The following is a 16051-nucleotide window of genomic DNA, read 5'->3' as shown; positions in this document are numbered from 1 at the left end:
TTCTCACTAGACTTTTAAAGTCTCTGAAGGGCCGTTGAAGACTACAACGTTGATAGGCAAGATGTGGAAGTGGTGTGAGCCATTAAGCTAACTTGTACTAATTACCCGTGAGGCTTAACCATACAACGCCAAACGCGTTTTGTGACAGAAACAAGCGACAGAAGTTAATAGCTAAAGTAGATAAATACTTAGACTTAAAAAATATTATCAGAATTTTCCAAATTTATGAGGTGACTCTTAGCGCGTAGCGTTAAAGTTGAGGCACCTTGCGCAAAGGAAAAAGAAGCACTACGTGCTTGTCATTACTCCTTTGCACCTAATTTGCTTGGTAACCATAGCGTTTTGGACCCACCTGACCCCATGCCGAACTCAGTAGTGAAACGAAACAGCGCCGATGATAGTGTAGCATTTGCTATGTGAAAGTAGGACATTGCCAGGCTCCAAATACGAGAAAGCCGCTTCAGAAATGAAGCGGCTTTTTTACGTCTGCAGGAAAGTGAAAAAAGCACTCGTAATGAATTCACTTTTAAACCTAGAATGTAGGTCGGGCGAGCGTAGCGACTCCCGACACAATGATAATGTCCCATTTGCTATGTGACTCTCTACCGCTGTTGGCACTACGACATTGCCAGGCTCCAAATACAAGAAAGCCCGACTCGAAAGAGCCGGGCTTTTTTACGTCCGTAGAAAAGTGAAATGCGGACAATTAATGTACACTCATCTACTTCTAGAATGTAAGTCGGGCGAGCGTAGCGACTCTCGACGCAATGATAATGTGCATTTGCTATGCGCCTCTCTACTGCTGTGGGCACTACGACATCGCCAGGCTCCAAATACAAGAAAGCCCGACTCGAACGAGCCGGGCTTTTTTACGTCTGAAGAAGAGTGAAATGCGGACAATTAATGCACACTCATCTATTTCTAGAATGTAGGTCGGGTGAGCGAAGCGACTCCCGACACAATGATAATGTGTATTTGCTATGTGACTCTCTACCGCTGTGGGCACTACGACATTGCCAGGCTCCAAATACAAGAAAGCCCGACTCGAAAGAGCCGGGCTTTTTTACGTCTGCAGAAAAGTGAAATACATGTCTTTACGTAATATCACCACCTCCGTAGCGTGGGTTGAGTATCACGAAACCCGCGGATAAGGTTCGCCTTACCAATCACAACCCATTTAACATATAGCTAAGTAGCTGTTTGTTTCTGTTTTAAGCTTTAAGATAAACAATATTTATTCAACATAGCTAGATTACAAATATAATTTTGCTTTGTTACTGGCTTTGATTTAGGATCAAAATAGTTTAAAACCAAGAACTAATAGCCAGTGTATAGATTATTAATTAGTGCCATATCATTTATATTTTGTTTCTCTGTGTCGGCAGTTGAAGTAACTGATCTGTATCAAGATATATTAAAAGTCGATGATAAAAGTCGAGACACGCGTTTAGCCGCTAGCCGCAAAGCATTACTTAATGTGTTAGTAAAGGTAAGCGGGGATGAATCTGCTGATCAAAATAAGCTTGCTCAGCAACGCACCAAAAACATTTCTGATTACATGCTCAAGTTTGAATATGACGAAAAAGCAAATGGACAGCTTAATTTAGTTGTAAAATTTGAAGCGCGTAAAATAAATGAATTAATTAAAGAATTAAATTTACCTCTTTGGGGCGTCCAGCGCCCATTAGTTGCTATTTGGTTAGGTATTGAAGATAACTGGCGTAGAGAACTTGTTACACAAGAAAGCTATCCTCAGTTAGAGCAGCTTATATATGACAAAGCGGGTCGACGTGGTTTACCCGTTGTAGTGCCGCTATTAGATTTACAAGACAGACGTTTAGTTGGCATCCCTGAAGTATGGGGGAATTTTTCAGAGCCTGTGGAAGAGGCGTCGCGCCGTTATAGTGCAGAGCGAAGCATTACAGCAAGAATGTATCAAGAGCCCGACAGCGAAACTTGGATTTTAGACTGGCGTTTTACTAATGACGATTTATTTGATTCAAACCGTCTTGAAGGTGATAAACAGCAAATAGTAGGCCAGATGATAGACAGCTTAGCGTTGGGATTAGCCAATGAATATGCTATCGACCCTAACGCGTATTATGAACAGGCTGCGGCTACGCTCACCTTAAAAGGCACTCAAAGCTTTGTCGATATTGAACTTGCAAAGCGTCGTCTACAAAGTTTGAGTGTAGTGACGCAAGCAACAATAATGCGCAAAACCTCAGAATTTGTTGAGTTTAAGCTTAACCACACCGGCAGTGTGGGCGATCTTAAAAAAGGCCTTGGCCTTGATAGTGCCTTTAGAGATTATGTTGACCCTCGCGCATTTTATCATGTTGTAGACAAAAACAGTCTTGAGTATCAGTGGGTCGGTGAGTAATGCTAAGTGCTGAGCCAATGCAAATGGCACTACCAGTTACCTTACCTGACGATGAAACATTTGCTTCTTATTTTGGTGGGGAAGACTCTTTAGAGGTAAACCACCTTAAAGCGAGCTTTTCAAAGCTTGCCAACAAATTTCAGTACACTTATTTGTGCGGCTTAGGTGATTCTGGTAAATCCCACTTATTGTACGCAACCTGCATACAAGCCCAAGAGCGTGGTTTGTCAAACATGCTGTTGTCTATGCGTGAAGTTATCGACTTTGGCCCTATGGTGTTAGATGGTTTAGAAGCACTTGACGTATTATGTATTGATGATGTGCACTTAGTCGCTGGCAATGACGCATGGGAAAAAGCCCTTTTTAACTTTTTTAATCGCTTTAACGAGCCCGGAAAAATGTTAGTGGTTACGGCCGATTTGCTCCCTGACATGCTTAATATCACCTTGCCTGACTTAGAGTCTCGGCTAAAGTGGGGAACCACCTTCCAAATTCGATCAATGAGTGATGATGATAAAGCACAAGCACTGGTTAAGCGAGCGCATATGCGTGGGCTTGAACTAAGTGATGAATGCGCGCGCTTTTTATTGACTCGCTTGAGTCGTGACATGCGTGCTTTATTAGACGTATTAGACAAATTAGATCACGCATCAATGGCCGCACAACGAAAATTAACAATTCCCTTCATAAAATCAACGTTAAAGCTGTAGTAGGTCTAGAATCTAGACCCTGCTTTCAGTTATCATTAGTCAACAAAATTGTAATCACCTTCTGTGAAAGATCAGGTATCGAATGAACTTAGAAAATATTTTAGCGCAAGCACTTGAGGCAGTTGCCAGTGCCAGTGAAATCGCGCAACTAGAAGAGATCAGGGTTAATTACCTTGGTAAAAAAGGCGAAATCACAAGCTTACTTAAAACACTGGGTAAAATTGCTCCTGAAGAACGCAAAGAAGCAGGCCAAGTAATTAACCAAGCTAAGCAAGATGTACAAGCTGCCATTAACGAAAAGCGTGAGCTTTTAGCAAGTAAAGCGCTTGAAGAAAAGCTAGCAGCTGAAACAATCGATGTAACTTTACCAGGGCGCGTAATGCCCACGGGTGGCCTTCATCCGGTAACACGCACAATCGAGCGTATAGAAAGCTTTTTTGGCGAGCTAGGTTTTGCTGTTAAATCAGGCCCAGAAGTAGAAGATGATTTTCATAACTTTGATGCGCTAAATATTCCTGAGCATCACCCAGCGCGTGCTGATCACGATACCTTTTATTTTAACCCTAAGTTAGTACTGCGCACCCAAACAAGTGGTGTGCAAATTCGTACTATGGAAACAGAGCAACCGCCACTGCGAATTATTTCGCCAGGTCGAGTATATCGTAACGACTACGACCAAACGCATACTCCGATGTTTCATCAGGTAGAAGGTTTAATGGTTGATACTGATGTAAGCTTCACAGAGCTTAAGGGTATTTTACACGACTTCTTACGTAACTTTTTTGAAGAAGACATGGAAATTCGTTTCCGTCCTTCATTCTTCCCATTTACAGAGCCTTCAGCTGAAGTAGATGTTATGGGTAAAGACGGCAAATGGCTTGAAGTATTAGGTTGTGGCATGGTTCACCCTAACGTACTTAAGTCAGTAGGTATTGACCCCGAAAAATACACCGGTTTTGCTTTTGGTATGGGCGTAGAGCGCTTAACCATGCTGCGCTATGGCGTAAACGACTTACGTGCATTTTTTGAAAATGACTTAAAATTCCTAAACCAGTTCCGTTAAGAGTGAAAATATAAAATGAAATTTAGTGAAAAGTGGTTAAGAGAGTGGGTAAATCCTGCTATTGATACGCAAGCTCTTTCGGAACAGCTTTCTATGGCTGGCCTTGAGGTTGATGCAGTTGAGAGCGCAGCAGCGGATTTTAACGGCGTAGTGGTTGGTGAAGTTGTTGAGTGCGCACAGCACCCAGATGCAGATAAACTTCGCGTTACTAAAATCAATGTAGGTGGCGATGAGCTACTTGATATTGTGTGTGGTGCGCCAAATTGTCGCCAAGGCATTAAAGTAGCTGTTGCAACAGTGGGCGCTGTTTTACCGGGCGACTTTAAAATTAAAAAAGCCAAATTACGCGGTCAGCCATCACACGGTATGCTGTGTGCCTTTGTTGAGCTAGGTATTAGCGAAGAAGGCGACGGCATCATGGAATTGCCAAGCGATGCGCCAATTGGTACAGACCTGCGCGAATACTTAGGCCTTGATGACAACATAATTGATGTTGACTTAACGCCAAACCGTGGTGATTGCTTGGGTATAAAAGGCCTTGCACGCGAAGTAGGTGTATTAAACAGCGTTGATGTAAACGAGCTACAAATTCCAGCAGTTAGCGGCACTATTGACGATGAAGTATCTATCGAGCTTGTTAATGCTGATGCGTGTCCGCGTTACTTAGGGCGTGTAATCAAAGGCATTAGCCTTGATGCAGAAACACCGCTTTGGATGGTTGAAAAGCTTCGCCGTAGTGGTATTCGCTCAATTGACCCTGTTGTTGATGTTACTAACTATGTATTACTAGAACTTGGCCACCCAATGCATGCATTTGATTTAAATGCAATTGAAGGCGGCATTAAGGTTCGCAGCGCCAATGCAGGCGAAGAGTTAGTATTGCTTGATGGCAATACTGCAAAACTGAACGAATCAACACTTGTGATAGCCGATCATAATAAAGCCCTTGCGATTGCCGGTATTTTTGGCGGTGAGCAATCAGGTGTTACAGAAAAAACGTCAGATATTTTATTAGAAAGCGCGTTTTTTAACCCAGTCGCAATTGCAGGTCAAGCCCGTAGTTACGGCTTACATACCGATGCATCACACCGCTATGAGCGTGGCGTAGATTTTACCCTGCAACACGATGCAATGGAGCGTGCAACCGCTTTATTACTTGATATTGTTGGCGGTGAAGCAGGCCCTGTTGTAGAAGCTGTAGCTGCTGATAAACTGCCAAAAGTGACAGAAGTACGCCTACGTCGTGCGCGTTTAGACCGTGTAATTGGTCATCATATTGACGATGCGAAAGTGACTGATATTCTGACTCGTTTAGGGTTAGACGTTAAGTTTGAAAACGACAGCTGGAGCGCTGATATTCCAAGCTACCGCTTCGATATTCGTATTGAAGAAGACTTAATTGAAGAAGTTGCTCGTGTTTATGGTTACAACAGTATTCCAAATGTTGCGCCAACCGCAAAGTTAAAAATGACTACACATGACGAGTCAACAATTGCGCTAAGTAAGTTTCGCAATACGTTAGTGACACGTGGCTACCAAGAAGCAATTACGTACAGCTTTGTAGACCCTAAAGCACAAGCTATTATACACCCACAAAGTAATCCGCTTATACTGCCGCACCCAATTTCAATTGAAATGTCGGCTATGCGTGTAAGCTTAATGCCAGGGCTTTTAGCATCGGTTGCGTATAATCAAAACCGTCAACAACCACGTATTCGTTTATTTGAGCATGGTCTTAAATTTATCAGCGAAGACAGCGCAGAAAATGGCCTGCAGCAAGTCCCTGTCATTGGCGGTGTGATCACTGGCCTTGCACACGGCGAGCATTGGGTTGAGCAAAAACGCAACGTTGATTTTTACGACCTAAAAGGTGATGTTGAAGCCTTATTAGCAATCACTAACGATACAAGCCGTTTTGAAATTAAAGCAGAACAGTCAGACGGTTTACACCCAGGCCAATCAGCAGTTATTTATGTTGAAGGTAAAAAGGTAGGATTTTTTGGTGCTCTTCATCCTCAAGTGCAAAAATCGTTAGATATCAATAACGCAACTTTTGTATTTGAAATAGAAATGTCTGCAATAGAAAAAAGAAATTTACCGCAAGCTGTAGGGGTTTCAAAATTCCCTTCAAATCGCCGCGACATCGCGATTTTAGTGGCTGACAGCGTTAATTCAGGTGATATTTTAAGCACAATAGAAAAAGTTGGCGGAAATCAATTGGTTGACCTAAACTTATTCGATGTGTATAAGGGCAAAGGTATTGAGCCAAATTATAAGAGTTTGGCGATTGCTCTAACACTGCAGGCGGTTGATAGAACACTCGAAGAGAAAGATATCAATCTGGTAGTTGATAACGTGGTGGCCACATTGGCCGAAAAGTTTAATGCATCGTTGAGGGACTAGATATGGCGCTTACTAAAGCCGACATAGCTGAACACCTATTTGAAAAGCTCGGGATCAATAAAAAAGATGCCAAAGATTTAGTTGAAGCGTTTTTTGAAGAAATCCGCTCAGCGCTTGAAAAAGGCGAGCAGGTTAAGCTCTCTGGATTTGGTAACTTTGATCTTCGTGATAAAAAAGAAAGACCAGGCCGTAACCCGAAAACAGGAGAAGACATTCCTATTTCGGCGCGCCGCGTGGTGACCTTTAGACCAGGTCAAAAGCTTAAAACCCGTGTAGAAGTGGGCACAAGCAAAGCAAAATAAAAAAGGGCAGCGTAAGCTGCCTTTTTTATTTAAAAAACCATCTGGCATCATGTTTTAAAATACATTTATTGCCAGGGGGTTTTGCTTACCTAAAATTCTCGCGGCGATACAAACTCACCGTTTTGTATTTGTTCATACGTTTGTTGAGCAAGGGCATCGAGCGCATCTAAATTTTTACCATCGCTCATCAGTTGGTGCTCAATGGGCAGTAAATCTATATTCTCAATGCCAGCGCTTTGCGCCACTTTCGAAAAAATGTAAGCGTGCTTATATTTATCATGTTTATAAAACAAGCTGATTAACGAGGTATACACTTCAGGATTTGGCTGTTGGCCTTGTTTATTTAGCTCAAGCGTTTTATATAGCAAATCAATTGTTTTTTCGTCATCAAACTTAATGTAATAAGAGGCTAGATAAAACTGCATTTCTGCACTATTGGTTACGCTTTCATCATTTTCCATTGCAAGTAAACGAGTCAGCGCACTTTGCTCATTGTTACGTGACCAATGATAGTAAAGCAAACCTGGGTGGTTAGTGTTTTTTGTGTCTTGATAAAGTCGGGTCATCTCTTTAATGCTAGTAAGCTGACCTTCAATACGCGATGTTGTTTTAGACTTTAGTTTAATATGTTCTATTTTTGCGGCTAAAGTAATACATTGATTATACGACTCAAACCCCTTAAGCAATTGGTATTTGTTTTCATCTGTGGGTTTTTTATATTCTATATAGCGTTTTAAAATAACCTCAGAGCGCTCATTTTTACAATGGCTATCTTTATTTAAATCACTACAAAAGCCAGGTGTTTCTTTACATACCTGAGCGAGAGTCAGTGGTTCTTCGCATCCTGTTAACGCTAGCATTGATAGTATTGCGCTTGCTCTTAAAACCATCCCTTAACCTCAAATGAATATATACATTACTATTCTAGCGCAATCATTTGTGCGCTAACAGTAGAGAATAACTTTAGATTAACTTAGAATAGCCCTGCCTGAAGTGCATTACTCTCAAAATCTAATGCATTTTTAAAGGCTATCCGTTCAAAATGATTAAATTAGGTAAATAAAATGACCTCATCTCACGAATTAGAATATACAAATAGTTGGCAAGAACGCCAAGATTACGCTGAAAGCATGCAACCTATCATTGGTAAGCTTTATCGTAACCGTGGCATAGAAATCGCTGTATATGGCCGTCCTCTCGTTAATGCCAGTACTATCGATATTATCAAATCACACAAAACTGTAGCGCAATTTGAAGGCACTAAATTACGTTTACGCGAAAGCTTTCCGTTTTTAGAAGCCATTAGTAAAATGGAGCTAAACTCAGCACGTATTGATATTGGTAAACTTGCTTATAGCTATTTGTACAGCGATGCTGCTAATGGCCGCACAGTTGATGAATTTGTTAAAGACGAATTAGCCGAAATTGCAGACTCACCAGCCAAAGAGCCGCGTGATGTTGTATTGTATGGCTTTGGTCGTATAGGGCGTTTGTTAGCACGTTTACTAATCGAAAAATCAGGCCCATATGCCGACTTACGTTTACGCGCAATTGTGGTACGTGGCGGTAAAGAAGGCGACCTTGAGAAACGTGCAAGCTTACTGCGTCGCGATTCAATTCATGGTCCATTTAATGGCTCAATCACAATTGACACGCAGCGTAATGCAATTAAAGCGAATGGCAGCTACATCCAAGTGATTTATGCTAACTCGCCAAGTGAAGTTGATTACACCGCTTACGGTATCGAAAATGCACTCGTAGTTGATAACACTGGTATTTGGAAAGACGAAGCAGGCCTTGGCCAGCACTTAGAGTCTAAAGGGGCTGCAAAAGTACTATTAACAGCACCGGCTAAAGGCAACATTAAAAACATTGTTTATGGTGTAAATAACCAAGACATTAAGCCTGAAGATAAAATCGTGTGTGCAGCAAGCTGTACCACCAATGCGATTACGCCAACGCTTAAAGCATTAAACGATAAGTTTGGTATTAATAACGGCCACGTAGAAACCGTACACTCTTACACAAACGATCAAAACCTTATTGATAACTACCACAAAGCAGAGCGTCGTGGACGTGCTGCTGCACTTAATATGGTAATTACCGAAACAGGCGCAGCTAAAGCGGTATCTAAAGCGCTTCCTGAGCTTGAAGGTAAGCTAACAGGTAATGCGATTCGTGTGCCTACACCTAATGTATCGCTCGCTATATTAAACTTAAACCTTAATAGCAGCACGTCTGTTGAAGAGCTAAATGCGTTTTTACGCGAAACAGCACTGCATTCAGAGCTGCGCGACCAAATTGACTACACCGCATCAACCGAAATCGTATCTACCGATTTAGTCGGTAGCCGCTACGCAGGTGTTGTAGACTCGCAAGCAACAATTGTTGAAGGTAACCGCGTTGTTTTATACGTATGGTACGACAATGAATTTGGCTACAGCTGCCAAGTAGTTCGTTGTATGCGTGATATGGCTGAAGTTGCTTTCCCAAGCTTACCTCGCTAATTTAAACGCAATTATACTAAGCCAGCTTTTTTGCTGGCTTTTTTAGTCGCGTTATATTTTTAAAGTGTACCCTGTGTGGTAGGCTTTAATTATTGAAATGCTTATTTGATTTCATTCAATAATGCATTTTACTATTTAACCTGCAATCTGCTTGAGATAGTTTAATTATCCACAGTACAGGTTTTTAAATAGTGTCAGTTCTGCACTTTTAGGCCGCTCTTTTTTGTAATTTAGTAACCAAAAATAGAGTCAATTTAATCCAAAGTAACAACGTGCCTAACAAAGCAGATAAACTTATTCTACCTTAAGGTTTTTTCATGAAAATCAGCAGCAATTTTGATAGTGGTAACATAAAGGTTATCGAAGCCAACGATCCGTTAAATATTCAATTAGAGATAAACAACGATCACCAGTCTGAATTTTACCAGTGGTTTCACTTTCGTCTAGAAACAACGCCTTATCAACTGCATAAGTTAAACATTAATAATTTAGAAAACTCTGCCTACCCAGATGGATGGGAAGGCTACCAAGCTGTTGCCTCATACGACCGTCAAACATGGTTCCGTGTGCCTTCAAATTACGAAAATGGTACGCTTACCTTTGAACTAGAGCCTGAATGCCCCAGTGTATATTTTGCTTACTTTGCGCCATATAGCTACGACCGTCATTTAGATTTATTAGCCTGGGCGCAAAGCGAAGAGCTTTGCCAATTACAAACATTAGGTGAAACACTTGATGGCCGTGATATGAGCGTGCTTAAAATTGGTCAGCCTAGTGAAGATAAAAAAACAATCTGGATCACAGCGCGCCAACACCCAGGCGAAACTATGGCAGAATGGTTTGTAGAAGGGCTATTACACAAACTACTAGATGATGAAGACCCGCATGCCGCTGCTCTTTTATCAAAAGCTGTATTTTATGTAGTACCAAACATGAACCCAGATGGCAGCGTACGTGGTCACCTTCGTACTAACGCAAAAGGCGTTAACTTAAACCGTGAATGGCAAACGCCTAGCATGGAAAATAGCCCAGAAGTGTATTTAGTACTGAATAAAATGCGCGAAACTGGCCTCGATATGCATTTAGATATACACGGTGATGAAGCTATTCCTTATAACTTTGTGGCAGGCAGTGAAGGTATTCCAAGCTACGATGACCGCTTAAAAGACTTAGAAGATAGCTTTAAAGCAGCGCTACTTACTATAACGCCAGAGTTTCAAGATGAGCACGGTTACGATAAAGATGAGCCGGGCAAAGCTAATTTAACAGTTGGCTCATCTGCAACGGCAGAAGAATTTAAAGCACTTACTTACACAATTGAGATGCCTTTTAAAGACAATAACGACTTACCAGACCCAGATTACGGCTGGTCAGACCGCCGCTCGTATCAATTTGGTCAAGATACTTTAGCGGCAATCGTAAATGTCGTTGATAAATTAAGATAAATTAGTATAAGGTAAGGGCAACATTAAAATGTTGCCCTTTTTTATTACAAAATTAACAAATAATAAAAGTGCGCAATGGCTTAGTTATCGTATTACCTAGCTCTGAGTAAGTAATAAACAATCAACAGTCTCAAATAAAATAATAAGAGGTATTTAGCGTGGATGCATTCGGACAACTTTTAGATAGCCTAGATGGCATGTTAGGGGGCGCAGTTTGGTTTCCCTATGTGCTGCTAGGAGTCGGTCTATTTTTTACTATTTATTTAAAGTTCCCACAAATTCGTTATTTCAAACATGCGTGTAAAGTAGTTACAGGCAAATTTGATAAAAAAGGCACCGAGGGTGACACAACTCATTTTCAGGCACTGGCTACTGCGCTCTCTGGTACGGTAGGTACAGGTAACATTGGTGGGGTAGCCTTGGCTATTTCTATTGGTGGCCCCGCGGCATTATTTTGGATGTGGATGACGGCATTTTTTGGTATGACCACCAAATTTGTAGAAGTTACGCTTTCACATAAATACCGCGAAAAAACCCAAGATGGCACCATGGCGGGTGGCCCTATGTATTACATGGATAAACGCCTAAACATGAAGTGGCTTGCTATTTTATTTGCCGTTGCCACTGTAATTAGCTCTTTTGGTACGGGCAGTTTGCCACAAATTAACAACATAGCGCAGGGTATGGAAGCCACATTTGGTTTTGCACCTATGGCAACCGGTGCTGTGTTATCTATTTTACTTGCGTTGGTTATTTTAGGTGGTATTCGTCGTATTGCTGCTATTACATCACGTGTTGTGCCCATTATGGCCGTGATTTATATCATAGGTGCGTTAGGTGTTATTTTTTATAACATTGAAAACATCGGCCCTTCGTTTGCGTCAATATTTGTTGATGCATTTACAGGCTCTGCTGCAGCCGGTGGCTTTTTAGGTGCCTCTTTTGCGTATGCATTTAACAGAGGTGTAAACCGTGGCTTGTTCTCAAATGAGGCTGGTCAAGGTTCTGCACCCATTGCCCACGCATCGGCAAAAGCGGATGAACCTGTGTCTGAAGGAATGGTTTCAATTTTAGAGCCGTTTATCGATACCATTATTATTTGTACATTAACAGGCTTAGTTATTTTATCGTCGGGTGTGTGGAATGAAAAATTCGAAACACATTTTGAACGATCGTCAATGAGCATTATTAAAGGTGACTACTCAGAAACCAACGAAGCGCAGCGCCAAGAGCTATACAATTACCTAAACGGTAATGATAGCAAGGTAGAGCTATTCAACGGCAACATTGATGTAGTTAATGGCGAGCCAACAAGTAATGGCTTTACCGTATTACATTCACGCTCAATTGGTGAAGACATACGTTTTGGTATTACCGACAAACATAAGTACACAGGTATTGTTGAAGTTAAAAACGGCATGCCAACCGACGACAGCATTAGTTTAATTGGTAAATCGTTAGTGCACTCAGCAGAGCTGACAACCAAAGCGTTTACCCGAGGCTTTTTTGGCGATAGCGGCCAATACATAGTATCGATAGGCTTATTGTTATTCGCGTTTTCTACTGCCATTGCGTGGTCGTACTACGGTGACCGTGCCATGATTTACTTACTTGGTAATCGCTCAGTTATGCCGTATCGCGTATTTTATGTTGCTGCGTTCTTTTGGGCTTCGTTTGCCGATACCACTTTAGTATGGAAATTAGCAGCCGTTGCAATTGTCGTTATGACCTTGCCTAACTTATTTGGCATTATGTTATTGCGCAAAGAAATGAAACAATCCGTAGATGACTACTGGGTTAAATTCAAAAAAGACAACGAGCAATAAAACAAGTACAATAAAAGGCGCCGCAAGGCGCTTTTTTTATGCGTAGTATGGAGAGTAGTATGGCGATTATTCATTGCCCCAAATGTGCAAAATCAATTTCAGATAAACATCAGCAGTGTCCGCATTGCAATAGTAACATTGGCGCGCTTAACTCTGAGCAGGTACAACAGCTTCAGCGCGAACAGCGAATTAAAAAACAGCAAATGTTTATGAACCATTCTTTCTTGGCGCTCATACTATTTTTAGGTGGCTTTTTTTGCTTATACTTTTTACAACCCGCAAAAGAAACCCTGCAATGGTACGCGTATACAGTAGCGATTGGTGTTGGCTGTATTTGGTACTTAGTAAACCGCGTTATTTTAGTGACTCTAAAAAAGAAAAGATGACATGAATATTGACAACCTTGTACAAAATATAACCCCAGAATTATTTGAGCGTTTACAGTACGGTGCTTCAACCGGCAAATGGCCCGATGGCACGCCGCTCTCTGATGAGCAAAAGCAACAAACGGTGCAACTTGTTATGCTTTACCAAGCTAAAATAGCGCAATCAAACGAGCAATTTACCATTGGCGCTAATGGCGAAATGATCCAAAAGACAAAAGCACAACTACAAAAAGAATTTAAATCAGAAAACGAAATAGCTAGGTTTAGTGAACATGATCTTTAAACACCTTTTTACACCTAAGTGGAAACACCCAAAGCAGCAAGTTCGTCTAGACGCGATTGAAAAACTTGATGTAGAGCGCGACGCATCAATTTTAAGCACATTAGCGCTGGAAGATAACTCAGCCGAAATACGCCGCAAAGCATTACAAAAAGTAAATAACTTACCACTGTGGTGGAAAGCCTATAAACAAGATCACGCGCTAAAAGATGTAGCCGAAATACAAATTTCAAACGCAGTGTTAAACAACGAAAGCGCACTGAGCACGCAAATTAAAAGTGAGTATATAGACCGTTTTGCACCGGTTAAAACACTGGAAAAGCTCGCCTTTGCAGAGAAAGAACTGCAAGTACGCGTTAAACTTTTAAAGCGCTTAGCAAATCCTAAATTAATTGAAAAAGCGTTTAAAGAGGGCAGCGAAGAGCTTCAAAGCCAACTTGTAGAGCTCGTTATAACGCATCAACTTATTAAACCATTAGTAAAGCATGCTAAAGGCGATGCTAAGCAGCAGCTTGAGCAACACATTGAAAACGAACGCTTAGCGATTGAAATGCCCGCTCAGGTAGAAAGCGCAACACGCGTTATTTTAGCTAAGCTAAACGCCCTGCGAGATAAAAACGATTACGCCATAGTAAACCCACAAGCTGGCGAATTAATGGCGCAGTGGCAAGCACTTGAGCTTAAATGGTTAAGCGAAGAGCACGTTAAAGAGCTAGATAAAAAATACATCAGCATTACTGATAAACTCGATGCGCATATTGCTACGTTAAAAGCGCAGCACGAGCAACAACAGCAGCGTTTAGCCGAGCAACAACGCCAATTATTAGCCCTGGCAACACTTGAAGCATTGAGCGAAGAAATAGAAAACGCGTTGCAATTAGGCTTAGAAACCCCAGAGCAAATTCAGCAAGATTGGTTAGAGGCTAAAGTAGCGCAAGCTAAGCAAACGTTAACCGATGCCCAACACGGCGATAACGCACAAACTAAGCAAGTTATTACAAAGCTTGAAAAACTATTCAATCAGGTGGCTAAACTACCAGAGCTTAGTAGCGCAATTGCACAGTATAAAATTGCTTTTGAACAGCTTAAAGAAATTGAGCCTGCGCAGCAGCTAGCTGATTACGATGATGTTTTAACTCGTTTTAATAACGCATTTAAACAAACTCGTAGCCATTTAAATGTGGTGGATGGGGCATTGCAGCAAAACTTTAAATCGCAATTAAATACGCATAAAAAGCAGTTTTTAGCGCAAATGAGTGAGCTGACAAAACCGCTTGAAAAAAACCAAAGCACAGCCAAACGTAAAGCACGCGATGTAAAACGCCTTATTGAGCAAGGCCGCTTTAATGTTGCTTTTGGTGTATTTAAAGGCTTTGAAGAGTTGTTTGATAAGTTAACACCGCAATTTCAGCAGCCACTAGTAAACTTAAAAGCCGATTTAGAAGCACAACTTGCAGAAGCAAAAGATTGGCAAAAGTACGCAGCCGCGCCAAAACGCGAAGCCTTACTTGAAGAAGTGGCAGGGTTAGTCGACCAACCGTGTGACGACCCACAACAGCGTGCAGAGCAAGTTAAAGCCTTTCGTAAGCGTTGGAACGAGCTTGGCCGTTTAGATACAGAGCAAGAAAAGCAACAAGGTGAGCAGTTTGATAGCAACATAGAGCTGTTGTTTGCACCGTGTCGTAGTTACTTTGCCGAGCAAGAAGTGGCGCGCGAAGCTGCAAAAGCCCAGCGTGAAGTACTGATAAACGATATGCAAGCACTAAGCGAGCAAGACACCGCTATTGAAAGCTTTGATTGGAAGCAGTTTGAAAGCCAATACAACCGTTTAAATAAAGCGTGGCGTAGCGTGGGTAAAGTTGACCCTAAAACATACCGCGTATTAAACGAAAGCTTTAAAACACAGCAGCAGAGCGTACTTGCTATATTAAACGCGTACCATAAAGGCAATGCAGCACAAAAAAATGCCTTAGTGGAGCGCGCCTCAGCGCTTTCGCAAAGTGAAGATTTAGCTGCAGCATGCCAAGAGTTAAAGCAATTACAACAGCAATGGCAAAGTATAGGTTTTGCAGGTTTAAAAGCCGAAAATGCGCTGTGGCAAAAGTTTCGCCAGTATAACGATGAAACCTTTAGCAAACGTAGCAGTGAGTTTGAGCAGCAAAAGCTGGCTCAAAACGAAACAGATAAACAAGCTGCAATAGAACTGGCTGAGCTAGAAAGTGCCCTTGAGCAAGTTAATCAAAAAGCCCAATTGCATGACCTAGAAACCAAAGTAAAAGGCTACGCACAATATAAATCGCTTGCGTCAAAAGTGGCAGCATTATTAAGTGCTATTGACGAAAAGCTAGCTTTACTTACAAGCCAAGCGCAGCATGCGCAATTTGAAGCGCTGATCACTGCACTTGAAAACAACGATGTAGTGCCAAGCCAATTTCAAGCACCGTTAGCGACGTCGCTTAGTAGTGAACAACTTATTACAAGAATGGAAATTCTTGTTAATGTAAGCTCGCAAAATGCAGCGCTTAGAATGGCAGAGCAAGTCGCCATGCTTGATGATAAACACCGTGGTGAGCATGCTGATTTAAACTATTATTTAAAGCAGCTATTAGCGCTCAGTAAGGGTTCAGTTGAGCCTGACACACTAGCTAAAATTAAAACTATTTTTACAGCATAATATGTAATTAACTTGTATTAAATACAGGTATTGCATAATAAAAGCCGCTGTTTAAGCGGCTTTTTTATAATT

At 41.5% G+C, this 16051-nt stretch carries 12 protein-coding genes and 2 rRNA genes; 13 read left to right on the top strand and 1 reads right to left on the bottom strand.

What is annotated here, in order from left to right:
- The 7 genes from NQT65_RS04295 to ihfA form a co-directional block, all read left to right on the top strand.
- Window positions 1-122 (top strand): 23S ribosomal RNA (locus NQT65_RS04295); the annotation flags it as partial.
- A 202-nt stretch (window positions 123-324) separates the two neighbouring features.
- Window positions 325-439 (top strand): 5S ribosomal RNA (gene rrf, locus NQT65_RS04290).
- A gap of 888 nt (window positions 440-1327) precedes the next feature.
- A complete protein-coding gene (locus tag NQT65_RS04285; protein ID WP_256850578.1) occupies window positions 1328-2383 on the top strand; it encodes a DUF8605 domain-containing protein in 1056 nt (351 codons plus the stop codon).
- On the top strand, window positions 2383-3093 hold the full coding sequence (gene hda / locus NQT65_RS04280; RefSeq protein ID WP_004587231.1) for a DnaA regulatory inactivator Hda: 711 nt from the start codon (window positions 2383-2385) through the stop codon (window positions 3091-3093). Before NQT65_RS04285 ends, hda begins: the two co-directional genes overlap by 1 nt.
- 82 nt (window positions 3094-3175) lie before the next feature.
- On the top strand, window positions 3176-4156 hold the full coding sequence (pheS, locus tag NQT65_RS04275; RefSeq protein WP_054983635.1) for a phenylalanine--tRNA ligase subunit alpha: 981 nt from the start codon (window positions 3176-3178) through the stop codon (window positions 4154-4156).
- A 15-nt stretch (window positions 4157-4171) separates the two neighbouring features.
- Window positions 4172-6559, top strand: a complete 2388-nt coding sequence (pheT, locus tag NQT65_RS04270) for a phenylalanine--tRNA ligase subunit beta (protein WP_256850577.1) — start codon at window positions 4172-4174, stop codon at window positions 6557-6559.
- A 2-nt stretch (window positions 6560-6561) separates the two neighbouring features.
- Window positions 6562-6861 carry an integration host factor subunit alpha gene (gene ihfA, locus NQT65_RS04265; protein WP_002960690.1) on the top strand — a complete coding sequence of 100 codons (300 nt, stop codon included), beginning with the start codon at window positions 6562-6564 and terminating at the stop codon, window positions 6859-6861.
- An 89-nt stretch (window positions 6862-6950) separates the two neighbouring features.
- Here the strand turns inward: ihfA and NQT65_RS04260 are convergent, their stop codons facing one another.
- The gene (locus NQT65_RS04260; protein WP_138685919.1) at window positions 6951-7751 is read right to left on the bottom strand and encodes a DUF2989 domain-containing protein; all 801 of its coding nucleotides are present in this window, start codon (window positions 7749-7751) and stop codon (window positions 6951-6953) included.
- Between the two features lie 174 nt (window positions 7752-7925).
- Here NQT65_RS04260 and NQT65_RS04255 point away from each other — a divergent pair, with 174 nt between their 5' ends.
- From NQT65_RS04255 to NQT65_RS04230, 6 genes are all read left to right on the top strand, one after another.
- The gene (locus NQT65_RS04255; RefSeq protein ID WP_004587235.1) at window positions 7926-9368 is read left to right on the top strand and encodes a glyceraldehyde-3-phosphate dehydrogenase; all 1443 of its coding nucleotides are present in this window, start codon (window positions 7926-7928) and stop codon (window positions 9366-9368) included.
- A gap of 317 nt (window positions 9369-9685) precedes the next feature.
- A complete protein-coding gene (locus tag NQT65_RS04250; RefSeq protein WP_004587236.1) occupies window positions 9686-10813 on the top strand; it encodes a M14 family metallopeptidase in 1128 nt (375 codons plus the stop codon).
- Window positions 10814-10971: 158 nt separating this feature from the next.
- Complete coding sequence (locus NQT65_RS04245; protein ID WP_004587237.1) at window positions 10972-12639, top strand: alanine/glycine:cation symporter family protein; 1668 nt, start codon at window positions 10972-10974, stop codon at window positions 12637-12639.
- A gap of 59 nt (window positions 12640-12698) precedes the next feature.
- Window positions 12699-13025: a hypothetical protein gene (locus NQT65_RS04240; protein ID WP_004587238.1), complete on the top strand. Its 327-nt coding sequence runs from the start codon at window positions 12699-12701 to the stop codon at window positions 13023-13025.
- 1 nt (window position 13026) lies between these two features.
- Window positions 13027-13308 carry a YeaC family protein gene (locus NQT65_RS04235; protein WP_004587239.1) on the top strand — a complete coding sequence of 94 codons (282 nt, stop codon included), beginning with the start codon at window positions 13027-13029 and terminating at the stop codon, window positions 13306-13308.
- Window positions 13298-15979: a DUF349 domain-containing protein gene (locus NQT65_RS04230; protein ID WP_256850576.1), complete on the top strand. Its 2682-nt coding sequence runs from the start codon at window positions 13298-13300 to the stop codon at window positions 15977-15979. The genes NQT65_RS04235 and NQT65_RS04230 overlap by 11 nt, the downstream gene beginning before the upstream one ends.
- The last annotated feature ends 72 nt before the right edge of the window (window positions 15980-16051 follow it).

Source organism: Pseudoalteromonas agarivorans (genome assembly GCF_024518735.1).
GTDB classification, from domain to species: domain Bacteria; phylum Pseudomonadota; class Gammaproteobacteria; order Enterobacterales; family Alteromonadaceae; genus Pseudoalteromonas; species Pseudoalteromonas atlantica.
This window is presented reverse-complemented; position numbering and strand designations above follow the sequence as displayed.